Origin of the sequence: Arthrobacter sp. lap29 (assembly GCF_032458965.1) — a bacterium.
GTDB lineage: Bacteria > Actinomycetota > Actinomycetes > Actinomycetales > Micrococcaceae > Specibacter > Specibacter psychrochitiniphilus.
Genome location: NZ_JAUCEK010000009.1, coordinates 26,555 through 49,690 on the forward strand (window position 1 = coordinate 26,555; position 23,136 = coordinate 49,690).

Annotated in this window: 21 protein-coding genes; 16 read left to right on the top strand and 5 right to left on the bottom strand. The window is 61.1% G+C overall.

Features of this window, described 5'->3' with window-relative positions:
- Window positions 1-101: 101 nt before the first annotated feature.
- Complete coding sequence (locus RY113_RS14790; RefSeq protein WP_315915186.1) at window positions 102-1,427, bottom strand: isochorismate synthase; 1,326 nt, start codon at window positions 1,425-1,427, stop codon at window positions 102-104.
- A gap of 124 nt (window positions 1,428-1,551) precedes the next feature.
- On the opposite strand from RY113_RS14790, the gene RY113_RS14795 reads away from it, so the two are divergent.
- Genes RY113_RS14795 through RY113_RS14805 form a run of 3 tightly spaced genes read left to right on the top strand, consistent with a single transcriptional unit; the run spans window position 1,552 to window position 4,723 of the window.
- Window positions 1,552-2,280 carry a demethylmenaquinone methyltransferase gene (locus tag RY113_RS14795; RefSeq protein WP_110105428.1) on the top strand — a complete coding sequence of 243 codons (729 nt, stop codon included), beginning with the start codon at window positions 1,552-1,554 and terminating at the stop codon, window positions 2,278-2,280.
- 20 nt (window positions 2,281-2,300) lie between these two features.
- The gene (locus RY113_RS14800; protein ID WP_315915187.1) at window positions 2,301-3,623 is read left to right on the top strand and encodes a geranylgeranyl reductase family protein; all 1,323 of its coding nucleotides are present in this window, start codon (window positions 2,301-2,303) and stop codon (window positions 3,621-3,623) included.
- Window positions 3,620-4,723 (top strand): polyprenyl synthetase family protein, encoded by a 1,104-nt coding sequence (locus tag RY113_RS14805; protein ID WP_315915188.1) that lies wholly within the window; start codon window positions 3,620-3,622, stop codon window positions 4,721-4,723. Before RY113_RS14800 ends, RY113_RS14805 begins: the two co-directional genes overlap by 4 nt.
- Window positions 4,724-4,755: 32 nt before the next feature.
- On the opposite strand, the gene RY113_RS14810 is transcribed toward RY113_RS14805, so the two are convergent.
- The 3 genes from RY113_RS14810 to RY113_RS14820 all read right to left on the bottom strand — a co-directional run bounded on the left by RY113_RS14810 (window position 4,756) and on the right by RY113_RS14820 (window position 6,544).
- Complete coding sequence (locus RY113_RS14810; protein WP_315915189.1) at window positions 4,756-5,355, bottom strand: hypothetical protein; 600 nt, start codon at window positions 5,353-5,355, stop codon at window positions 4,756-4,758.
- Between the two features lie 63 nt (window positions 5,356-5,418).
- Window positions 5,419-5,850: a hypothetical protein gene (locus tag RY113_RS14815; protein WP_110105432.1), complete on the bottom strand. Its 432-nt coding sequence runs from the start codon at window positions 5,848-5,850 to the stop codon at window positions 5,419-5,421.
- Between the two features lie 49 nt (window positions 5,851-5,899).
- The gene (locus RY113_RS14820; RefSeq protein WP_110105433.1) at window positions 5,900-6,544 is read right to left on the bottom strand and encodes a trimeric intracellular cation channel family protein; all 645 of its coding nucleotides are present in this window, start codon (window positions 6,542-6,544) and stop codon (window positions 5,900-5,902) included.
- Between the two features lie 126 nt (window positions 6,545-6,670).
- Here RY113_RS14820 and RY113_RS14825 point away from each other — a divergent pair, with 126 nt between their 5' ends.
- Together RY113_RS14825 and RY113_RS14830 are read left to right on the top strand one after the other, a co-directional pair.
- Window positions 6,671-7,648 (top strand): ATP-binding cassette domain-containing protein, encoded by a 978-nt coding sequence (locus RY113_RS14825; protein WP_315915192.1) that lies wholly within the window; start codon window positions 6,671-6,673, stop codon window positions 7,646-7,648.
- A complete protein-coding gene (locus tag RY113_RS14830) occupies window positions 7,635-8,855 on the top strand; it encodes an ABC transporter permease (RefSeq protein WP_315915194.1) in 1,221 nt (406 codons plus the stop codon). Before RY113_RS14825 ends, RY113_RS14830 begins: the two co-directional genes overlap by 14 nt.
- Window positions 8,856-8,880: 25 nt before the next feature.
- Here the strand turns inward: RY113_RS14830 and RY113_RS14835 are convergent, their stop codons facing one another.
- The gene (locus RY113_RS14835) at window positions 8,881-10,212 is read right to left on the bottom strand and encodes an NAD(P)/FAD-dependent oxidoreductase (RefSeq protein WP_110105436.1); all 1,332 of its coding nucleotides are present in this window, start codon (window positions 10,210-10,212) and stop codon (window positions 8,881-8,883) included.
- A 156-nt stretch (window positions 10,213-10,368) separates the two neighbouring features.
- On the opposite strand from RY113_RS14835, the gene RY113_RS14840 reads away from it, so the two are divergent.
- The 11 genes from RY113_RS14840 (at window position 10,369) to RY113_RS14890 (ending at window position 23,101) form a co-directional block, all read left to right on the top strand.
- Window positions 10,369-12,000 (top strand): MFS transporter, encoded by a 1,632-nt coding sequence (locus RY113_RS14840; protein ID WP_396334250.1) that lies wholly within the window; start codon window positions 10,369-10,371, stop codon window positions 11,998-12,000.
- A gap of 74 nt (window positions 12,001-12,074) precedes the next feature.
- Complete coding sequence (locus RY113_RS14845; protein WP_110105651.1) at window positions 12,075-12,560, top strand: CBS domain-containing protein; 486 nt, start codon at window positions 12,075-12,077, stop codon at window positions 12,558-12,560.
- A gap of 77 nt (window positions 12,561-12,637) precedes the next feature.
- The gene (gene pdhA, locus RY113_RS14850) at window positions 12,638-13,678 is read left to right on the top strand and encodes a pyruvate dehydrogenase (acetyl-transferring) E1 component subunit alpha (protein WP_110105438.1); all 1,041 of its coding nucleotides are present in this window, start codon (window positions 12,638-12,640) and stop codon (window positions 13,676-13,678) included.
- The gene (locus tag RY113_RS14855; protein WP_315915195.1) at window positions 13,675-14,688 is read left to right on the top strand and encodes an alpha-ketoacid dehydrogenase subunit beta; all 1,014 of its coding nucleotides are present in this window, start codon (window positions 13,675-13,677) and stop codon (window positions 14,686-14,688) included. The genes pdhA and RY113_RS14855 overlap by 4 nt, the downstream gene beginning before the upstream one ends.
- 9 nt (window positions 14,689-14,697) lie before the next feature.
- The gene (locus RY113_RS14860; RefSeq protein ID WP_315915196.1) at window positions 14,698-16,011 is read left to right on the top strand and encodes a dihydrolipoamide acetyltransferase family protein; all 1,314 of its coding nucleotides are present in this window, start codon (window positions 14,698-14,700) and stop codon (window positions 16,009-16,011) included.
- Between the two features lie 175 nt (window positions 16,012-16,186).
- Window positions 16,187-16,900: a sirohydrochlorin chelatase gene (locus tag RY113_RS14865; protein WP_245932090.1), complete on the top strand. Its 714-nt coding sequence runs from the start codon at window positions 16,187-16,189 to the stop codon at window positions 16,898-16,900.
- Window positions 16,901-17,037: 137 nt separating this feature from the next.
- Window positions 17,038-18,135, top strand: a complete 1,098-nt coding sequence (locus RY113_RS14870; RefSeq protein ID WP_170120911.1) for a thioredoxin domain-containing protein — start codon at window positions 17,038-17,040, stop codon at window positions 18,133-18,135.
- 136 nt (window positions 18,136-18,271) lie between these two features.
- Window positions 18,272-20,053 carry a nitrite/sulfite reductase gene (locus RY113_RS14875; RefSeq protein WP_315915199.1) on the top strand — a complete coding sequence of 594 codons (1,782 nt, stop codon included), beginning with the start codon at window positions 18,272-18,274 and terminating at the stop codon, window positions 20,051-20,053.
- Entirely contained in the window at window positions 20,050-20,763 is a 714-nt protein-coding gene (locus RY113_RS14880; RefSeq protein ID WP_315915200.1) for a phosphoadenylyl-sulfate reductase, read from the top strand. The genes RY113_RS14875 and RY113_RS14880 overlap by 4 nt, the downstream gene beginning before the upstream one ends.
- The gene (gene cysD / locus RY113_RS14885) at window positions 20,760-21,713 is read left to right on the top strand and encodes a sulfate adenylyltransferase subunit CysD (protein ID WP_110105444.1); all 954 of its coding nucleotides are present in this window, start codon (window positions 20,760-20,762) and stop codon (window positions 21,711-21,713) included. Before RY113_RS14880 ends, cysD begins: the two co-directional genes overlap by 4 nt.
- Window positions 21,713-23,101, top strand: a complete 1,389-nt coding sequence (locus tag RY113_RS14890; protein WP_110105445.1) for a sulfate adenylyltransferase subunit 1 — start codon at window positions 21,713-21,715, stop codon at window positions 23,099-23,101. The genes cysD and RY113_RS14890 overlap by 1 nt, the downstream gene beginning before the upstream one ends.
- The last annotated feature ends 35 nt before the right edge of the window (window positions 23,102-23,136 follow it).

Genomic DNA, 23,136 nt, shown 5'->3' on the forward strand with positions numbered 1-23,136 from the left:
TGCGTCACGGTAAACAAGTTTTTACTAGTGAACAACTAAATGTTGGCTCGCGCAAGAGCTCGCACACTGAGGGTGTCTGAAAACCAGGGCAGATCGGTGCCCTACGGGTGGTTGGGGAGGTTCAGAGCCTGCAGCATGGGCCGAAATTTGGCCCATGTCTCGGCCAGTTCGGCAGCCGGATCGGAGGCCTCAACAATGCCCGCGCCGGCGTACAAACGAACGGTGTGTTCGTCCTCCAGGACGGCTCCGCGCAAAGCAATGCCCCATTCGCCGTTGCCCGCCCCATCCAGCCAACCCACCGGTCCCGCATAAGGACCGCGGTCCATTTTCTCCAGATCCAAGATCAGCTTCCCGGCTTCTTCCCGAGGGGTTCCACACACGGCCGCAGTGGGGTGCAGGGCCTCAACCAGCGCCAAAGACGTGGGTAGATGGCCATTTGAGCTAGCTAATTGGGCAGTCACATCGGAGGCCAGATGCCACACGTTGGGTAGCTCCAAAATGAATGGCTCTGCCGGGAAAGAGAGGTCCGTGGAGAAGGGTGCCAGCTGCCGGGTAAGTGAGCGGACGGCAAAATCGTGTTCTTGGCGTTGTTTGAGTGAACCTCCAAGAACCGTATCCGCAAAGCCTGTTGAGCCGGCCGGTTCATCCTCGCGGTCAAGCGTTCCTGCCAGGACACGTGCTTGAGCTGTGGAGCCATCAACCTTGATGAGTATCTCCGGTGTGGCGCCCACCAGACCACGGACGCCGTAGGTCCAACATTGACCGTAAAGCTCCACTAATCGTTGCAGAATTGAAACCCGCCGCACTGGTTCCGGGAAGGACGCCACCACATCCCGTGCCAAAACCACCTTTTCTAAGCCACCTGCGGTAATGGCATTGACCCCCGCGCGGACGGAATCCTTCCATTGCTCTTCGGAGAGTGCCCCTGGTCTTAGCGTTCCAACAGAGGGGGTGGCCGGCGTCGAACTTCTAGCGGTGGCCAGGGCCCGCAGCAGGTTCAGGGCGGATTTAGCGGTAGGGACTGCGCCGTCCAGGGACAGCTGGGTGAGCCAGGCCGTGCCGGAGGAGAAGCCCACCACCAAGGCAGGGACTATGAGTACGGATTCGAAGGCGCTGCTTTTTGAGAAGGCAAAAGAGCCAAAGGCCATGGCGCCGGTGCCGGGCATGCGCACGGGATCGTTCACGGCAGCCGTGGCCACCAGTGATTTCCACCACTGTTCGGCGTCGGCAAAGCGCGTGGGGCCTGTGGCGGCAAAGGAGGCGATTTCGCCAAAACCTAGCAAGCCCTCGCCTAGGCGCAACCAGCACAGCGGTCCAACGCCTGGATCAGCCCCCAGCAAGTCCGCAGGGCCGGTGATGCCAAGCTCCGTCAGCGTGGCCGGGGTGAGGGCCAAGGTGAGGGTACGCAGCGAAAAGGAAACAGTCATGATGAGTCCAGATTACTCTCTGGGGCGCCAAAAACAGGTGCTTGCACGGTGTGATGGCCCACAACCTTGCCCAAACATCGGCGAACGATGCGCGAAGCTGCACAAAGTTTGAGAGACTAAGGGAGTGAACCGTGCATCCTTGGAGAAGCGTCCGGAAGAAATGGCCGCCATGTTTGACGACGTGGCCCCCAAATACGACGTCGTCAACGATATTTTGTCGATGGGACAGACGCGCCGCTGGCGGCGCATTGTCCTCGAAGCCGTGGATGCAAAGCCCGGCCAGCGGGTGTTGGATCTCGCCGCCGGCACCGGCACCTCGAGCGAACCGTTTGCCGACGCTGGCGTGAACGTGGTGGCCTGCGATTTCTCCGTGGGCATGCTCAAAGTTGGTAAACGCCGCCGCCCGGACATTGACTTTATTGCCGGGGATGCAACCAACCTGCCGTTTGCCGATAACTCCTTTGACGCTTCCACCATCTCCTTTGGCTTGCGTAATGTGATGGATCCGAAAAAGGCGTTGCGGGAGATGCTGCGCGTCACCAAGCCCGGCGGCACGCTGGTGGTGGCCGATTTCTCACACCCCACCTTTGCCCCTTTCCGCACTGTTTACACCGAATATTTGATGCGAGCCTTGCCTCCCATCGCCAAAAAAGTTGCCTCCAACCCTGCGGCGTACGTGTACTTGGCGGAGTCCATCAGGGTGTGGCCCAATCAGGACAAGCTCTCCGCCTGGCTCACCGAAGCAGGTTGGGATGCCGTGGCCTACAGGAATTTGAGCGGTGGCATTGTGGCCGTGCACCGAGCCGTGAAACCCCTGACGGTTGATGGCGAATCAGCCGCAACCGATCGCTAAACAAAGGAACTCCACCCACAGTGAAGGTACTCATAGTAGGTGCCGGTCCCGCCGGATCCACTGCGGCCTGGCATCTGGCATCCGCCGGGATTGAAGTCACCGTGCTGGAAAAGACCCGCTTTCCACGTGAAAAGGTTTGCGGCGACGGGCTCACCCCACGGGCCGTGCGCGAAATGGCGCTCATGGGCCTGCCGCACGAGCCCTCCGAAGGATGGCGCCGCAACAAGGGCCTACGGCTGATTGCCGCCGGGCGCCAAATTGAGGTGCCGTGGCCCGAACTCAGCGACTTCCCCAATTACGGGCTCATCCGTACCCGGCTGGGCTTCGATGAAGCACTGGCCAATCATGCCCGCGCCGCCGGTGCCACCATCCTCGAGGGCCATTCGGTGACACAGGCATTGACGGACGACGCCGGCACTGTGGTGGGTGCACGGGCATCACTGGTGGACGGGGCTGGGCGCAAGACGGGCGAAACTGTGGACTTCCAGGCCGACGTGGTGCTTGCCGCGGACGGGAACTCCACCCGCACTGCCGTCTCGTTGGGGCACGCCAAACGTGACGACCGGCCCATGGGCGTTGCTTACCGTACGTATTTCACCTCACCTCGGCACGAGGACGATTGGATGGAGGGCTGGCTGGAGCTTCCTTCTCCCAACGGACGGGTTCTGCCAGGGTACGGATGGGTGTTTGGGGTAGGTGACGGAACCTCCAACGTTGGTTTGGGCATACTGAACACCTCTAAGGAATTCGGCAAGCTCGATTACCGCGGCGTGCTGCGTGACTGGACTGCGGCCATGCCCGGGGAATGGGGTTTCACCCCTGAAAACCAGGTGGGACCCATCAGGGGTGCCGCCCTGCCCATGGCCTTCAACCGGACTCCGCACTATTCGGGCGGCCTGCTCCTGCTCGGTGATTCCGGCGGCATGGTGAGCCCCTTTAACGGTGAGGGAATTTCCTACGCCATGGAATCTGCCCGGTTCGCGGCAGAACAGATCATCCAGGCAGCAGGCACCAACTCGCGTCTCGCAGCAGATCACGCACTGTCCAACTACAGCACCCTGGTGCGTGATGCGTGGGGCAGCCACTTCACCATGGGGCGGGTTTTTGCTTCCATGATTGGAAATCCCACCATCATGAAGTTGGCGCTGCGCACGGGCATGAGTGTTCCGGTGCTGATGCGGTTTGTGGTTCGGTTGATGACGAATCTGACGGACACAGACAAACGTGGTTTTGAGGATAGAGTGATTCATCTACTGGAGAAGCTCGTCCCTGCTACCAGCAACCAGGACACTACCCGCACATCCGAGCAACAATCCCTACCAAAAGTTAGTGTTAAGCAGTGACTACTTCCGCGAACCACAGCTGGACCCATGCCGGGCAAGGACGCCCTGAATCTCACGACTCCAACCCCAGCACCATGGCCATTGCCACGGGGCTGGCACTGCCGTCCGGTTTTTCGGCAGTGGCAGAAGACCCGGATCTGGGCCCCTCGATTGCCATGAGCATGGCCAAGGTGGAGAAGGTGCTGCGTGAAGCAATTGCCCACTCTGATCCTCTGGCCGACGCCACGAGCCGGCACCTGGTAGAAGCCGGCGGCAAGCGCATCCGTCCGCTGCTGGTCCTTCTGGCCGCCCACCTTGGGGACCCGAACCGGAAGGAAGTGGTGCAGGCCGCCGTGGTGGTTGAACTGACGCACCTGGCCACGCTTTACCACGACGACGTCATGGACTCGGCGCCCTTCCGCCGCGGCGCCCCCACGGCACACGAAGTATGGGGCAACACTGTTGCCATTCTTACGGGTGACCTCATCTTTGCACGCGCTTCAATTCTGGTCTCGGAACTGGGCGGGCGGGCCCTGGGAATTCAGGCACGCACCTTTGAGCGGCTGTGCCTGGGACAACTGCATGAGACAGTTGGCCCGCGTGAAGACGAAGACCCCATTGAGCATTACCTCTCGGTTATTGCCGATAAGACCGGTTCGCTAGTTGCCGCCTCTGGCCAGCTCGGGGCAATCTTTGCCGGTGTTGATGAGAGCCTTCAAGATGTCATGCTCGAATACGGTGAAAAAGTGGGCGTTGCTTTCCAACTGGCCGATGACGTCATTGACGTCACCGGTTTGAAGCAGGTTTCTGGAAAGTCCCCGGGAACGGATCTGCGCGAAGGCGTCCCTACCCTGCCCGTGTTGCTGCTGCGCAATGCTGCTGCCGCCGGAGACGCCGATGCCGCCGCAGCGCTTGCTCTGGTAGATGGCGATCTGAGCAGCGATGAGTCACTGGCCGCGGCCGTGACGGCGCTGCGCGAACATCCTGTCACGCTTGAGTCTTGGGCCGTGGCGCGGCAATGGTCGGACGCCGCCATTGCTGCACTGGCTCCGCTACCGGAAGGTATGGTCAAAACAGCGCTGGCCAGCTTCGCCGAAGCCGTGGTCTCACGCGACGTTTAGCTTGGGCGCAATGGGGGCTGGGTGCTCGGGATTTACTTTTGTGCACCCAGCTTCGGCATGACGTAGGGGCTCAGGGCCTCAGCGCTGTTATTCCAGTGCGCCGGCGCATTCCGACGCCGAGCTTCTGCTTCTGAAGCCGAAGCCAAGCCAGCATCGTCGACGCTGACCATGACTCCGCTGTGTTGGAGATTGAAGAATCGAATCACAATGCGGCGGCCGTTGACGTTCCAAACGCACGCCTGAACAATGGGATCGTGCCAAGGATTTGTGCCCTCACCATAGAGGGTTATGAGCCGGTTATGGATGTCATCGTAGCCTTGCCGTGTGGACGGATTATCTGTTTGCATGGAGGAATAAACCTGCATGCTGATGCCCAGAAATCTCCCGTTGTAGGAAGTCCATGAGGAGGCGATCTCCCCGCCAGCCATGGGAGTACGCAGCGAGTAATGCGCTACAGCGGGGGCGGCGCTGGCCTCATCCCAAGCGGCCCCAGAGACCAATCCATGGCGTTCAAACCACGCCTTGCGGTCGAAGTCTGAGCGGGGCCACATCCCCTCAACCAACTTTTCAACCAGGCCAACAATTGCAGCCGGTTCCGGATCCAATGTGTTCGAAGCTTCCTGTGCGTTCATAACGCCACGCTACCGCTCCCGGATGAATATTCCCACAGCCATTCGCTGCGTACTTGCTGTGGGTTAGTCCTGGTCGGTGAGTACTTCCTTGAAGACCCAATCAAGCATGTCGAACACAAACTCGCTAAAGGTGCCTTCTTCGTTGATCCATTCACCCGTGGCGTTGTTGCGGCGCCAGACAATGGGATCGGGAACGTCCGCCTGATCTGCCAGCATTCCCCACGTGTAGTTCTCGTCTTTGTCCTCGAGGAAGAGTAGGTAGCCGTCTTCGAGTTCCAGTTCTTCGGGATCCCAGAAGTAGTAGTAGGCCTCCATGAGTTCCTCGCAGTTGCCCAAGGCGTGCAGGAATTCGCGCAAGGCCAGGGGTACTGTGATCTGCAATTCGGAGAAGACTGCGTCCAGGTCCGCCACGGTGATGCCGTCGGCCTCCTGCCAGGGCTCCTCCAAGTACAAGGGGACCAGACCGCGGAACTTCTCTACGAACATGTCAGACATTAAAATCTCCAGAAACTAGCAACAGGTAGCAATGCGCTCTAGAGCAATCTTAGCCGCGCTGGCCCCGTCGCGGTGTCCAGCTACGGGCAGCCAGGGGAGCATGCCAGCCGTAGCGCAGACTCAGCATGCGCAAGGCGAAAACCACTACAGTGGCCATAGCCCCCGTGGTAAAGGTCAGCCAGCCCAGATGCCATAATCCAGTGGCTAAACCGGCACCAATAAAGGCCGGAATCGCGTAAAGGTCCTTGGGGTCAAAAACCTTGGGGACGTCATTGGCGGTGACATCGCGCAGGATCCCTCCGCCCACGGCGGTGGTGACTCCCAGGAGGATGGATGCCACGGGGTTCATTCCCGCTTCGAGGGCCTTGAGCGTACCTGTGACGCAAAACAATGCCAACCCTCCGGCGTCGAACATGAACAGCAGGCGGCCACTGCGCTGGACGTTTTTCACCGTGAAATAGACCAAGGCGGCAGCTGCTGCAGGGGGCAACAAATAGATCTGATTTGTGAAGGCGGCAGGAGGTCCGGCATTCAAGACGATGTCGCGGATGACACCGCCGCCCAGGCCCACCATGGAGCCCAGCAGGAGCGAACCGACAAGATCAAAACCCTTGCGGGTCGCGAGCAGGCAGCCCGAAACTGCGAAGAAAAAGACGCCGAGTAGGTCAAGGATGAGGAGCAGATCAAAGTTCATGGGAGCATTCGTGGATCGGCAGCCGGTATCAGCTGCAAGGGGCAGGCAGCGCCAAGCTTAATGGGTGCTGGCAGACAATGCCCAATTTCCTATCACACGGGAGCCATTTGTGACTACGCTGGAAAAATGGATGCCGCTCAGCCGCTGATTTACGTTCATGACTTCCACATGCAATTCGGGGCCAAAAAAGTCATTGAGGGACTTTCCTTTGACGTGGCGCGCGGGGAGACGTTTGGATTTCTGGGCAGCAACGGCAGCGGTAAAACAACCACCATCAGGGCTTTACTGGGCATCTACCGGCCCACGGCGGGAACTCTTGAGATCAATGGCAAGGTGTTCAGTGATGATTACGGTGCCCGGCTCGGCTACCTGCCCGAGGAGCGTGGGCTGTATAAAAAAGAGTCGGTACTGGATGTGATGAGTTACTTTGGCCGGCTCAAGGGGTTATCCAAACAGGACGCGGTGGAGTACTCCCGGCAGTTTTTGGAGCGCGTGGATCTTTCCGACAAGGCAGATGTACGCGTGGACAAGCTCTCTGGTGGTGAACAACAAAAAGTGCAGCTGGGTGTGACCATTATGAATGAGCCGGAGCTGTTGATCTTGGATGAGCCCACCAAGGGGTTCGACCCCGTGAACCGGCGTCTGCTCATGGACATCATCGAGGAACGCAAAGAAGCTGGGGCCACGGTCATGATGGTCACCCACCAAATGGAGGAAGTGGAGCGGCTCTGCGACCGGATCATTCTGCTCAAGAATGGGCGGGCGGAGGCGTACGGCACCATTGCGGAAGTCCAAAACCAGTTTGGCGGGCGGACCATTCGGCTGAAATATTCGGGTGTGTTGCCCCGCTCACCGCACTACGCAGTGGTCTTGCAAGAAACCAACTACGCAGAGCTTTCGCTGGAGGATTCCGCAGATGAAGCCGAGGTGTTGAAGGAACTGGTGCTGGCCGGGGTGGTGGTGCGCGGGTTTGTGGCAGCCAAGCGCAGCCTGGAAGACATTTTCATACAGGTGTACGGGGAGGCGGGCGGTGCGCAGGACGGCACAGCCACACCAGCAGCCCGGGGACTTCGAAGGAAGGGGCGCTACGATGGCGCGGCGTAACTTGGGCACAGTGGTGAAGTTTGAGTTCACCCGCACCATCAAGAAGCGGCGTTTTTGGATTGCCACCTTGGCCATCCCCGTGCTGCTGGGAATAGTTTTTGCTCTGGTTTTTATCAGCAATTCCGCCACGGCAACTCGCTCCGACGAGCAAAAGAACCAGACACTTGCGTTCACCTATACGGACACCTCCGGGATCATCGACCCCAAGGTGGCCACCGCCATGGGCGGGGTCCCGGAGCAGAACCCGGGCACCGCAGCGCAACGTGTTAACGGGGGTGAACTAAATGCCTGGTTCAGCTTCCCTGCGGACATCACCAAGGAGCCGGTGCTGGTCTATGGGGCGGATCAGGGAATCTTCAAAAACGGCACGTATGAGGCTGTAGCCAAGGAACTGGTGGTTCGCTCTGCGCAGGAAAAGGTGGGCTCGGCGGAGCTGACGGCGGCGGTGCAAGGGAATTTCAGGACAGAATCTCAGACGTTCAAGGACGGCGAACCTTCGGGCGGGCTCGCAACAGTGGTGCCGCCGCTGCTGTTTCTGGTGCTGTTTTATGTGGTGATCATCCTGCTGGCGAACCAGATGCTGGCGTCCACGTTGGAGGAGAAGGAAAACCGTGTCACGGAGATGATCCTGACCACGCTGAACCCCACCACGCTGGTAGTGGGCAAGGTGATTTCGCTATTTCTGGTGGGGGCCGTGCAGGCGTTGGTGTTTGCCACGCCCATGGTGCTGGGCTACCTATTCTTCCGCGAGCAACTGAACATGCCCAACTTTGATTTATCCACGCTGCAGTTCCAATTCCTGCCCATGCTGACTGGGGCGCTGATGTTCATTGGAGGGTTCATCCTGTTCACCGGCGTGCTGGTGGGGATCGGGGCTGTCATGCCCACAGCAAAGGATGCCAGCACCGTGTTCGCCCCGGTCATGATCATGATGTTCATCCCGTTCTACATTGTCACTTTGGTGGTTAGTGACCCGGGCTCACTGATCGTGGAAATATTCACGTTCTTCCCATTCACAGCACCCATCACGGCCATGCTGCGCAACGCCTTCGGCTCCCTCCCGGGCTGGCAGGCGGGCATCGTCATTGCCGAATTGTTCATCTTCGGTGCCCTGGCCCTGCGCATTGCCGTGCACTTGTTCCGCTACGGCTCCATTGAATATTCCCGCAAGCTTTCCCTGCGTACAGCGTTTGCGCGGAAAGGCTGAGGCCCGGCCCTGGTGAATGCCGCAACTACTTCTTCTTGAACGTCTCTAGGAAGGCCTGGCGTGGGTGTTCGATCCCTGGCAGCGCGGTGAGGTCGCGCTTGGCGAAGGAGCCGGCAATCCACGCCGTAAACACATGCCACTTGCGGTTAAAGGTGGGCACTGCCAGGCCGTGGTAGAGCCGGTCCGCAAACCAGGCGGGCCGGTTCTTTAGTTCAATACCCAGTACGACGGCGGCACCCCGGCCCACCCCGTAGCTCGCCAGGGTGCCCAGGGACTTGTGCCTGAATTCCACAAGGGGCTTGCCGTCCAGATCGGCGGCGATGTTCCGGGCCAGTACCTTCGCTTGACGCATGGCGTTTTGGGCGTTCGGGGCGTAAAAAGCAGGCTGCTTTTCTGCGTTAGCATCGGGGACCTGGGCGTTGTCGCCAGCAGCCCACGCGCCGGGGACCGGTACGCCGTCGTCAGTGATGACCTGCAACTTGGCATTGGCATTGACGTGTCCCTTGGGCCCGCGGGGAACATCGGTGTCATCCAACACGGGATTGGGTTTGACCCCTGCTGTCCAGACAAGAGTATTGGCGGCGAAGGTGCTGCCGTCGCTGAGCACCACCTGAGAATCAACACACGATGTCATGGTGGTCTCCAGACGAACGTCGATGCCGCGCTCACGCAACTGCATCAAGGTGAATTTGGAGAGTGTGGGGCCCACTTCCGGAGCCACCCGGTCCAACGCTTCCACAAGGACCCACCTGAGGTCGCTGCGGCTCAGTGAAGGGTATTCATCCACTGCAAGTTTGGACAGGTCGCTCAGCTCGCACAGCGCCTCCACCCCTGTATAGCCGCCCCCGACGAAGACGAAGGTCAAGGCTTTGGCGCGCTCCTGTGGATCAGTGGCTGCCGCCGCGATGGCAATGTTTCCCAGTACTTGGTTCCGCACATGGACGGCCTCTGCCAAGGTCTTGAAGCCGATCCCGTGCTCGGCCAGCCCTGGCGTGGGAAAGGTCCGGCTGACGGCGCCCATGGCAAGGACTACGTGATCAAAGGACATAGTGGAGGGTGTACCGGTGAGCGTTTTAAGGGCCGCGGTGCGTCCGGCCAGGTCCAAGGAGAGGAGCCGGCCGCGAAACAAATCCAAGCCCTTCAATGCACGGGAAAGGTCAACAGCAACGCTCCGGGCATCGAGCTCGCCCCCGGCCACCTCCGGTAGCAGTGGCTGGTAGGTCATGTACGGATTAGGCTCAACCACCGTGATGTGTGCCCTGCCTCGCGGTAGCGCCCGGCGCAACCCCCATGCGGTGTAGAGGCCTACGTACCCACCGCCAAGAATAAGGATATGAGGGACTTGTGTGGGGGTCATGGCCCCTCCTAGAGGGTGGAATCTTTAAAGGAACAATTCTGTTGCCGTCCCTTCCACGATCGTCCCATTGGGCCCGGACGTCAATAACTCGAGGTGACTTGGCCGTGGTGCAAGCAAGCCTTGACTGGTTGGCCTCTGAGGGCCTCTAATGGCCACATGGGGACACGGAATAAGGGTGTCAGAGAGTTGCCTTGGCGGCGCAAGGGCAGATTGCCCCGCGCAGGTTCCGGCTTGCCCCGCGCAGGTTCCGGCTTGCCGGTTTCTGGCTCCACGGCCCAAGAGCCCATGACGTCCTTGCAGCGAGGGGTCCTGTGGGTGGCTATTCTTGCCTCCTTCGTGGCGTTTCTTGACGGTGCCATCGTCAATGTGGCGCTCCCAGCCATCAAAGACGATTTGGGAGGCGGCTTAGCCACTCAGCAATGGGTAGTTGATGCCTATCTGCTGACGCTGGGTGCTTTGATCCTGCTGGCCGGTTCACTTTCGGATACCTTTGGCCGGATTCGTATTCTTGGCGTGGGGCTTGGCATCTTCGGCATCGCTTCTATGGCCTGTGCGGTGGCACCCACAGGTGCCTTGCTGATCGCCGCCCGTGCCGTCCAAGGTGCCGGGGCCGCACTGCTGGTGCCCAGCTCGCTGGCACTGATCACCTCGGCCTTCACCGGCCCGGGGAGGGCAAAAGCCATTGGCTCATGGACTGCCTGGACCGGGACAGCCTTCGTCGCAGGTCCGCTGCTGGGAGGGGTGCTGGTGGAATACGTCAGCTGGAGGCTCATCTTCGCTATCAACGTTCTTCCCATCGCGGGGACATTGGTGCTCCTGGCCGGGTTGGGACGGAACAACAGCGCAACACCCCAGCTGGCCGGGGCGAGCTCTGGCAACGATCCGGGCGCAGCAAGAGTTCGCCCGAGCGTTGACGTCGCCGGTGCAGTCTTGGCGGCGGTGGGCTTGGCTGGCACGGTGTTTGCATTGATTGAGCAGCAGCGCTTGGGCTGGAAGAACCCTGCGGTCTCGGTCCCGTTCGTGGCCGGGATGGTGCTGCTGGCTGCTTTCCTTCTCTGGGAGGCCCGGAGCCGGCACCCCATGATGCCTCTGGGGTTGTTCAAAGCCCGCAATTTTGCCGTGGGCAATCTAGCCACAGCCTTCGTCTACGCAGGGGTTTCGTTGGGGCCGCTGATGGTGGTGATCTTCTTACAGGAAGTGGCAGGGTTCACGGCTGCGCAGGCAGGCCTGGCAACGCTGCCGGTAGCGGTGCTTACCATCTTCTTGGCCGGTGTCTTCGGAGGGATGGCAGGGCGCTATGGCCCGCGCTTGTTCATGGCAGTGGGTCCAGCGGTGGCCGGGTGCGGCTTTTTATGGATGATGACGGCAACCGAACCATTTAACTTCTGGTTCCAGATGCTGCCGGGCCTTATCTTGTACGGAATTGGCCTATCCGTGACCGTGGCGCCACTGACGTCTGCCATTCTCGGTGCCGTCCCTCCATTGCAAAGCGGCATCGGATCGGCGGTAAACAACGCGGTCTCCCGAGTGGCTGGCCTCGTTGCCATCGCTTTGGCCGGGATCATCCTAGGAACAGCTCTAGATGTTGACTCGTTCCGGCGGATCATGGTGGTGGTTGCAATCTTGCTGCTGGTGGGAGGGGTCATCTCCGCCGTAGGCATCAGCAACAAGGACACCGGCGGGTTTGTGCCGGACGAGGCAGCTGCTTGCTGCCAGGACAAGGCGGCCCCCGGAGCTGTTGCGGCCGGCTCCGGTCAGAGTGGCTTCGGGCAGGCGCGCACCGGATGATACGCCGCCAAACGTGGATCGAGCAGGTCCAGGTCCGGCTGGCACAAACTGTTACACGCATCTTAGGAGAAACCATGAACGCAAAAATCCCGGCCACGGCGGCAGACATCATGAGCAGCCCCGTAATAACCATCCCTGCGGATACGGCGGTGGCTCAGATCGCGGAACTGTTGCGTTCCCACCGGATCAGCGGTGTGCCAGTGGTAGACCATTCCGGCCACGTCTTGGGGCTGGTTAGCGAATTTGACCTGCTCGCCAAGGAAGGCAAAACAGCCGCATCCCTGATGACCACCGCGGTGATCTCCGTCAGCGAAGACACTCGCATTGCAGACCTGAGGCATCTGCTGATTGAAAAACGAGTCCGCCGGCTCCCGGTACTTCAGGAGGGCCGAGTGGTAGGGATAGTCAGCCGGGGTGACATCGTCTCCTTGCTTGCCACCGAATGGGTGTGCGGGGTGTGCGGGGAACCTGTCCGCGGACCCACGCCGCCGGACAAATGCCCCCGATGCCAAGGTGATGGCAGCTGGTTTGAGCTCCATGAACAACCGCCCGGAACCTGAGCCGCCACCCCAGAGAGCCGGCCAGCTAGGCGGCACCGGCCACTTCAACGCACACACAGACTTGAAGGAGATGGACAATGAACGAGTCGAGGACAGCGGACGCCGGGGCCCTGGTGGAGTTTTACCGGCGGATGGTGCTCATCCGCAAGTTCGAATTAACCGCGGACCAAATGTACAAGCGGGCCAAGATTGGCGGGTACTGCCACTTGAACTTGGGCGAAGAGGCGTCAGTGGTGGGGCTGATGGATGCCTTGCGGCCCACCGATTACCTGTTCACCAACTACCGGGACCACGGCTACGCCCTGATGCGTGGCATGGATACCGGCAAGGTCATGGCAGAACTGTTTGGCAAGACCACCGGCGTCTCCAAGGGGCGGGGAGGCTCCATGCACATGTTTGACACGAGCACGCGGATGCTGGGCGGCTACGGAATTGTGGGCGGGCAGATCCCACCGGCGACGGGTGCGGCTCTGGCGCTGACGTACCGCGGCGCACCCGGCCCGGACGCCGAAGCGGTCATGTGCCAGATGGGGGATGGAACCACCAACATCGGTGCGTTTCACGAGTCGTTGAACTTAGCCGCGGTGTGGTCGCTGCCCATTGTCTACGTTGTCATCAACAACAGGCTGGGCATGGGCACCACTGTGGAAAAAGCAGCGGGGGAGCCTGAGCTGTACAAGCGCGGCGCGTCCTACCGGATACCCGGGGTCAGGGCCGACGGCGACGACGTTCTGGCAGTGCGCCAGGCAGTCACCGACGCGTTGGATCAGGCGCGGACGCAACGCCGGCCAGCCCTGCTGGAGCTGATGAGTTACCGGCTGCGCGGCCACTCGGTGGTTGACCCGGCCCGTTACCGTTCCGCAGCGGACGTTGAAACCGCCCAAGAGGCTGACCCCGTGCCGGCACTGCGTGCCCAACTAATTGCCGATGGCACTCTCACCGAAAAACAGGCGGACGCCATTGAAACAGAGATGGAGGAGCAGGTGGCGGCTGCGGTCGCGTTTGCGGATGCGGGGCCGGACCCCACCCCCGATCAGCTCTTTGACTATGCGTATGCAACGCCGGTGCCCAATGCGCCCACGGCACTTCCCGGGGAAAGGATGGTGGTGCTGCCATGAGCGCAGAAGCCGACAAGACAAAACTGGTGACCTACCGGCAGGCGTTGAATGACACCCTCCGCAGCGAAATGAGCCGGGACGAAAAGGTGATCCTGCTGGGTGAGGAAATTGGCATTTTTGAGGGTTCCTACAAGATCACGGCAGGGCTGTTGAGTGAGTTCGGCCCGGAACGGGTCAGGGACACGCCCATCGCCGAGGAAGGCTTTGTGGGGGCGGCCATCGGAGCCGCCATGCTGGGTATGCGCCCGGTGGTGGAGATCATGACACTGAACTTCAGCCTGATCGCCATCGACCAGATTGTGAATCACGCGGCCAAGATCTACGGCATGTTTGGCGGCCAGCAAAGCGTACCCCTAGTGATCAGGATGCCCGGCGGCGGAGGGCAGCAGTTGGCAGCCACACACTCACAGAACCTGGAAGTCTGGTATGCGCACGTACCCGGTCTCAAGGTGGTGGCACCCTCCACACCGGCTGACGCCAAGGCGCTGCTATTGGCAGCCATCCGGGACGATGATCCCGTCATCTTTCTGGAGAACCTGGCCCTGTACAACACAAAGGGCGAAGTCCGGCCAGGGGATACGCCGGGCGAAATCGGTAGGGCCGCCGTCGTCAAGGAAGGCACAGACCTGAGCGTGATCACATACTCGCGTGCCACAACCATCGCCGTGGAGGTGGCCCGCCAAATGGCGCAGGAGGGCATCTCCGTGGAGGTGGTGGACCTGCGCAGCCTGCGACCCCTTGACCGGCCCACCATCTGCGCCTCTGTGCGCAAGACCGGACGCGCCGTGGTCCTCGAGGACGATTGGCTCAGCTACGGTATCGGTGCAGAAATCTCGGCCACATTGATGGAGGGCGCCTTTGACTACTTGGATGCACCGGTGCGCAGGGTGGCGGCAGCCGAGGTTCCGCTGCCGTATGCGAAACCACTGGAGCGCCGCGCACTACCCGATGCCGTGGACCTGCGCCGCGTGATCCTTGAACTACTCGATGACACAAGTTTCAGAAGCTAGGAGGTCCCCATGCCCGAGGTAATCATGCCCCGCCTATCCGACACCATGGAGGAAGGGATCCTGGGCCGTTGGCTCAAACACGTTGGCGATCAGGTCAAGGCCGGGGACGTCATCGGTGAGATTGAAACCGACAAGGCCACGATGGACTTGGAGGCCTTCGACGACGGTGTGCTGGAACGCCTGCTGGTGGCCGAGGGTGCCACCGTGGCTATCGGAGATCCTGTGGCGTTCATTGGCGACGGCAGCGGCATAGGATCCGGTGCTGGCTCTAGCTCTAGCTCCGGCGGCGGTTCGGCAGAGGCTGCCACGCCCGGAAGCGCAAACGAAGCCCCGAAGAGGGATACCCACTCGGGTACTGACACCCACGGACATGCCGATGGCAGGGTGTTCGCATCTCCATTGGCGCGCAAGATGGCGGTGGAACGGGGCCTTGATCCTGCGGACATCAAGGGCACCGGTCCCGGAGGCCGAGTGGTGAGGGCGGATGTTCTGGCCGCCGGTGACCATGCCTCTTCCGGCCGTGCCGCCGGTGACCACGGCTCTGCTGACCACGGCGCTGCTGCCAGCCGGGATGGGAAGGCTCCCTCGTCCACATCTGTATCCACTCCTGCAACTGCAACTGCACCTGCTGTACAGGAGGACTCGGTAGAGATCCCCTTGACGCAGATGCGCAAGGTCGTGGTCAAACGGCTGACAGAGAGCGCTGCGGTGCCGCACTTCTTCCTGACCGCCGTGGTCCAGATGGATGCGCTGCTGGAGTTCCGCAGCGGAATCAATGTGAGGTTTGCGGATGTGGGTCTCAAGGCGAGCGTCACCGACCTGCTGGTGCGTGCCTGTGCGGTGGCGCTGCGGGTCCACCCTGAGGTCAACTCGTCGTGGGCGGGTGAGAAGATCTATCAGCATCGGCACATCAACGTGGGCCTAGCCGTTGCGGTGCCGGACGGCCTAATTGTGCCTGTGGTGCGGGATGCGGACAGGAAGGGCCTGGCGGAGATCGCCACGGAAACGCGGGATTTGGCGAGCAAGGCCAGGGAAGGGACCTTGACGCTGCAGCAGTTTAGCGGTGGCACATTTACTCTCAGCAACTTGGGCATGTTCGGGATCGACAACTTCACGGCCATCATCAACCCGCCCGAGGCCGCGATCCTCGCCGTGGGTGCAACGTCGGAGGAGCCGGTGGTGCGCAACGGTGAACTCACCACACGGAAGGTCCTCAAACTCACGCTGACGGTGGACCACCGGGTGCTCGATGGCGCCACGGCAGCCGCGTTCCTGCAGGATCTGAAGCAGATCCTGGAGGATCCGATGCGGATTGTGCTCTAAACATGCACCGGACGCCAGACACGAGTCCGGTGAAACCACTACAGCAAGGACAACGGCAGCACCATAGCGGTCAGTGCAGTGTGTTCTCAACTGGCTGCAGGCAGGTTCCTAAATAACGTACATTGGCACCAAGATCAGCCAGTGCCTTTGCACGCCGGCGAGAAGGAGCCTGCCCATGAGTATGAGAAGAACTGAAGTGACCGAGCCGGGCTCGGAGACGGTGCTGATTGCGTGCGCGCACGGCACCAACAATGCAGAAGGCCAAAAACGCATCAACGCGCTCCGGGCCGAGATTGCTGCACTGCGGCCTGGGCTTTCCGTGCTGGAGGCTTATGTTGATGTGCAGGAACCTGCGCTGCCGGATGTGGTGGCCGGGCTGGCGCCGGGAGTGCGTGCCGTGGTGGTTCCGTTGTTGCTGACGGTGGGATTCCACGTTCAGGTGGATATTGCAGAGGCTGTAGCGTCCCGGCCGAACACCCTGGGGGCTCTGCCGTTGGGGCCCGATCCGAGGCTGGCGAAGCTGCTGGATGAGCGTCTGGGGGAGCTGCCTCATGGGTGGGGCATTGTTCTGGCCGCGGCAGGATCTTCCAGGCCGGAATCGGCTGAGCATATTGAAGTGCTTGCTGCGGATCTTGCCGTGCGGCGGCCCGAGCAGGTGATGGCCGCCTATGGTGCCAGTGCGCTCCCGTCCGTACCAGATGGAGTTGCGGCATTGCGGGCTTCGGGCGCACGCGGGGTTGCTATTGCCTCCTACTTGCTGGCGCCGGGATATTTTCATGACCAGCTTTCGCTGGCAGGTGCCGATCTAGTGACAGCGCCCCTGCTGCCATCTTCTTTACTGGCGGAATTGGCGTTGGAACACTTCGATTCGGCACTGTCCGGGCGGTGAGAGCTGAACACCTCCATATCTCGCTGTGATGGAGGGCAGCGCCGAGGGTTGCCCCAGGTTTTGCAGTCACAGAAATAGTTGAACAGGCCCGCGCCAAGGCCATGGGGACACCAATTGCTGGGATGATGGTGGGAAACATGTTCCACGAAGAAATGCATGCTGTGGGGGAGAACCCGGTCCAAGGCCCAGACAGTCCACGCAATGATCCAACAGATCAGCCACCGTACGGCCAACAACCTTACGGCCAGCAGCCACCGTACGGTCAACCGCCTTTGTATCCCGGAATGATGCCTCTGGGTTCAAAGGTGGAAACAACTAACGTTTTGGCAGTTGTCTCACTCGTGTCCGCCTTCGTGGTGAACGTGGTGGGGATCATCACGGGTCACATTGCCTTGGCCCAAATCAAGCGGACTGGGGAAAAGGGGCGTGGCCTGGCGATCGGGGGCCTCGTTGTGGGCTATGTTTCTTTGGCTTCCACGATCATCCTGGGCACCTTGCTGATCATTGGCATCCTCGCCAGCACGCCAAGCACCTCCAGCCATGAACCTCTGGCTCCCCAGCCGAGTTACGGCGCGCAGGAGATGAGCGGAACGTTGAATGCTTTTGGTGGCATCACTTTTGGTCCCGGAGGCGGCGTGTTTCCGGCAGCGGAGCTCCCCGGAGAGGTGGACCTGTCACAGCTGTCCATGGACCCTGCTGCGTTAGATGAAATTGGCATTGCACCCTCCGCCAGCGGTGAGGCAGTGCAGGTGGTGGTTTACCCGGATTTCCTGTGCCCCTTCTGTGCCGAGTTTGAAACGACAAATGGTCCCGCACTGAAAACGCTCCGCGATCAGGGGAAGATCACGCTCGAATACCGCCCTCTTGGATTCCTGGACCAGCTATCAAATGGCACTAAGTACTCCACCAGGTCCGCGGAGGCTGCAGCGTGCGTGGCCAACAATGCCCCCACCAGTTACGAGCGTTTCTTTGACTCCCTGTTCAAGAACCAACCGGCGGAGATGTCGGCGGGCCTAGACAACGCGGTGCTGGTTGGGCTGGCACAAGAAGCTGGTGCCGGTGACATTTCCAGCTGCCTGGCCAACAGGGATTTCGCAGGTTTTGTGGGAGATTCTTCGATTCTCGCCCAGAATTATGGTGTCGCTGGAACGCCTACCGTCTTTGTGGAGGGGCAGCAGTGGAGCCAAGGCCCCCTGTCAGATTTCACCGCCAAGGCACTGGCAGCCAAAAAGTAACAGCCCGGGCGCTAGTCCCGTACTGACTAGAAGCACACCCTGGCGGCGAATGGCGGGTGTGACGAAATATTGCCCAAGGTGAACGTGCGTTGCAATCGTGATTGGTGCCGGCCCGGGGGCACCTTACGCTCGTTTTATGACACAGACAGCTCTAGCCGGAGCAGAGACCTCTGGCAGTGACAATGCTCCGGCCGCACTGACCGCCGAGGCTCCCGCGAAGCCGGTTCGTACCTCCCGCCCCCGCCCAGCGGCCAAGCCGCATGGGCAGTGGAAGGTGGACGGCAAGGAACCGCTGAACGCGAATGAGGTCTGGAAGCAGGAAGATGGCGGGCTCAGCGTCCGCGATCGCATCGAAACCATCTACGCCAAGGGTGGCTTTGACAGCATTGATAAAACAGACCTGCACGGGCGTTTCCGCTGGTGGGGCCTGTATACACAGCGCAAACAGGGGATCGATGGCGGTAAAACAGCAAGTCTGGAGCCGCACGAACTAGAAGATAAGTACTTCATGCTCCGAGTCCGCATTGATGGCGGATCCCTCACCACGGATCAGTTGCGCGTGATCGGCCAGATTTCCACTGAGTTTGGCCGCGACACCGCAGATTTAACCGACCGGCAGAACGTTCAGCTGCATTGGGTTCGTGTAGAGGACGTTCCGGAGATCTGGAACCGTCTTGAGGCGGCGGGATTGTCCACCACTGAGGCCTGCGGTGACGTGCCGCGCGTCATTCTGGGTTCCCCCGTAGCCGGCATCGCCAAGGACGAGATCATTGACCCCACTTCACTGATCAAGGAAGTCAGCGCACGTTTCATTGGGGACCCTGAACTTGCCAACTTGCCCCGCAAGTTCAAAACAGCCATCACAGGCCACCCATCACAGGATGTGGTTCATGAGATCAACGATTTCGCCTTGGTTGGTGTGATTCATCCAGAGCTTGGCCCGGGTTACGATCTCTGGGTGGGTGGAGGCCTGTCCACAGCGCCGCGTCTGGCTGAACGTCTCGGCGTGTTTGTTTCGCCCGAGGTTGCCGCAGAGGTCTGGCTTGGCGTCACCAGTATCTTCCGCGACTACGGCTACCGGCGCATGCGCACCAAGGCTCGGCTGAAGTTCCTGCTGGCCGATTGGGGCACCGCCAAGTTCCGCCAAATTCTTCAGGATGACTACCTGGGCCACAAGTTGCCTGACGGGGAACCGGCCCCGAAGCCAACATCCCCCGGCGATCACATTGGCGTGCACGAGCAAAAAGATGGCAAGTTCTTCATTGGGGTCACCCCCACCGTGGGCCGCGTCTCCGGTACCAAACTAACGGCTCTCGCTGACGCCCTTGAGGCACATGGCTCCTTCCGTTTGCGCACCACGCCGCACCAAAAGCTCGTCATTCTCGATGTGTCCAAGGAGCAGGTGGAGCCACTCATCACCGTCCTTGATGGTCTGGGTTTGTCCGCACGGCCCTCGCTGTTCCGCCGCTCCACAATCGCCTGCACCGGTATCGAGTACTGCAAGCTGGCCATTGTCAACACCAAAGACACCGCCGCCACCGCCATTAGCGAGCTCGAAACTAGACTCGCGGATTTGGTGGACACCGGAGTCCTGACCCAGCCCATTGCCCTGAACATCAACGGCTGCCCCAACTCCTGTGCCCGGATTCAGACGGCAGACATTGGGCTCAAGGGCATGATGCTTCCCACGGACGACGGCGGCACCGCCCCCGGTTTTCAGGTTCACCTAGGTGGTGGGCTGGCTACCGACAACCGGGTTGAGGCAGGCTTGGGCCGCACCATTCGCGGCCTGAAAGTCACGGCAGCGCAGTTGCCCGATTATGTGGAGCGTGTGGTGCGTAAATATGCGGACGTTCGCCTCAGTAATGAAACTTTTGCCGAGTTCGCCCACCGGGTTGATGAGGAGCTGCTGAAATGACTGTGACAACGCTCCGCTCGCATGCCGAGCTCCAAACGATTGCCGAATCCGGCGCAGCGGAATTGGCCTGGGACGCGTCCGCACAGGAAGTCATCGCCTGGGTGGCGCGGAACTTCGCAACGCAAGCATCCGCCGTCGCCTGTTCCATGGCAGACGCCGTGTTGCCGGCACTGGTAGCCGAGCAGCTGCCCGGGGTGGACGTGTTGTTCCTGGACACCGGCTACCACTTCCCCGAAACCTACGCCACACGTAATGAGGTGGCAGAAAATCTGCGGGTCAACGTGGTTGACGTGCTCCCGGTCAACACCGTGGCCGAGCAGGATGCGCGCCACGGCATGGACCTGTTTGCCCGGGATCCTGCCGGATGCTGTGCGCTGCGGAAGGTGGAACCACTGCACCGTTCCCTGCAAGGCTACGAGCTGTGGTTCACCGGGGTGCGTCGCGATGAGGGGCCCACCCGCACCAACACGCCCCTGGTGGTGTGGGACGAAAAGAATGGGTTGGTCAAGGTCAACCCCGTCGCCACATGGAGCTATGAAGAGTTGATCAGTTACTCCGATGAGAACCTGCTACCCGTGAACCCCCTGCTCAGCCAGGGCTACCCGTCCATCGGCTGCGCCCCCTGCACCAAGAAAGTGGCCCCCGGCGCCGACCCAAGGAGCGGGCGCTGGGCCGGAACCTCCAAGACAGAATGCGGACTACACACATGAGCACCCAAATTACTGAAACCCCTTCGGCGGTTGAGACTCTCGAGGCCTTTGAGCCCGCCGAACTGGATTCCCTGGACCTGCTGGAATCCGAGGCTATCCACATCATTCGTGAAGTGGTGGCCGAGTTTGAGCGCCCTGCGCTGCTGTTCTCCGGCGGCAAGGACTCGGTGCTGATGCTGCATTTGGCCACGAAGGCGTTCTGGCCGGGGAAGGTTCCTTTCCCCGTGCTGCACGTGGACACCGGGCACAACTTCCCGGAGGTCATCGAGTTCCGCGACCGCACCGTGGAGCGTCTGGGTCTGCGCTTGGAGGTGGGTTCCGTGCAGGAGTTCATAGACAGTGGCGAGCTGGCTGAGCGGGCCGACGGCACCCGCAACCCGCTGCAGACAGTGCCGTTGCTGGACGCCATAGCCAAGAACAAGTTCGACGCCGTTTTTGGCGGAGGCCGCCGTGACGAGGACAAGGCCCGCGCCAAGGAGCGGATACTGTCCCTGCGTGACGAGTTTGGCCAGTGGGATCCGCGCAACCAGCGCCCCGAACTGTGGAATCTGTACAACGGCCGCCACACCGTGGGCCAGCATGTGCGTGCCTTCCCCATCAGCAACTGGACCGAGCTGGATGTGTGGCGCTACATTGCCCGCGAAAACATTGAACTGCCGCACCTGTACTACGCCCATGAACGCGAAGTCTTTGAACGCGACGGCATGTGGCGTGCGGTGGGCGAGGTCTCGGCGCCGCGCCCCGATGAGGACGTGATCATCAAGCAGGTCCGCTACCGCACGGTGGGGGACATGTCCTGCACCGGCGCCGTAGCTTCAGATGCCACCACCGTCCACGATGTGGTGCGCGAAGTGGCCGCCTCAACCCTGACCGAACGTGGCGCTACTCGGGCCGATGACCGCATCTCCGAGGCCGCCATGGAAGACCGCAAAAAGGACGGCTACTTCTAATGAGCACAACAACTTCACTGATCGAGCCAGCAGAGGTCCAGGTCGGAACCCTGTTTCGTTTCGCCACGGCCGGCTCCGTTGATGACGGCAAGTCCACCCTGGTGGGCCGGCTGCTCCACGATTCCAAGGCGATTCTGGCTGACACACTGGCCGCCGTCACCCGCACCTCCGCGGACCGCGGCTTTGGCGGGGAGAATGGCAGCACGCAGAAGATCGACCTAGCTCTGCTCACCGACGGACTGCGCGCCGAGCGCGAGCAGGGCATCACCATCGATGTGGCCTACCGCTACTTCGCCACCGACCGCCGCAGTTTCATCCTGGCCGACTGCCCCGGGCACATCCAGTACACCAAGAACACGGTGACGGGCGCGTCCACTGCGGATGCCGTCGTCGTCCTTATTGACGCCCGCAAGGGGGTGCTGGAGCAGACCCGCCGGCACCTGTCCGTGCTGCGGCTGCTGCGTGTGCCCAACGTGCTGGTGGCGGTGAACAAGATTGACCTGGTGGACTTCAGCGAGGAGATTTTCCGCACCATTGAGGCCGACGTGCAGGACGTTGCTGCGGATATTGGCCTGTCCGGTGTACTGGTGGTTCCCGTCTCCGCGCTGGAGGGCGATAACGTGGTGGACCGCTCCGCCCACACCCCCTGGTACACGGGCGCCACGTTGCTGGACATCCTGGAAACGCTGCCCACCACTGATGAGCTGGAGCGCGGGCTGGAGCCGTTCCGCTTCCCTGTTCAACTGGTGATCCGGCCCCAGGGTGCGCTGGCCCCTGACCTTGCAAACGCGGACGACGCCGGAGCCTCCTTCCGTGATTACCGCGCCTATGCCGGTCAGGTCGCCTCGGGCGGCGTGACGGTGGGAGATGAGATCACGGTTCTGCCCTCGGGGCGGAAGGCCTCCGTGGTGGGCATCGACTTTGCTGGCCGCTCTCTGGAAACTGCGGTGGCGCCGCAGTCGGTGTCATTGCGGCTGAGCGAGGAGATCGACATTGCCCGCGGTGATGTCATTGCCGCCACAGGTACTTTTGGGGAGGTGAGCCAGGATGTTTACGCAGAACTGTGCTGGCTTTCAACGAAGCCGCTGCGCGAGGGTTCAAAGGTATTGATCAAACATGGCAGCAAGACCGTCCAGGGCCTGATCCGTGCCGTGACGGGGAAGCTGGATTTGGAATCGTTCGGCTATGCGGCCGCGTCGGGACTGGAATTGAATGACATCGGCACGGCGCAGATCCGCCTCGCCTCGCCGCTGCCCGTTGAGACGTATGCGCTACATCGCCGTACGGGCGCGTTCCTTGTCATCGATCCGCAGGACGGCAACACGCTGGCTGCCGGTCTGGTGCGTGATCATCCCGGCGATCACGAGGATGAGCGCTATAACATCTAAGCTTGCTGGCCGCCCGGGTTGTGTGGTGGAGGAGA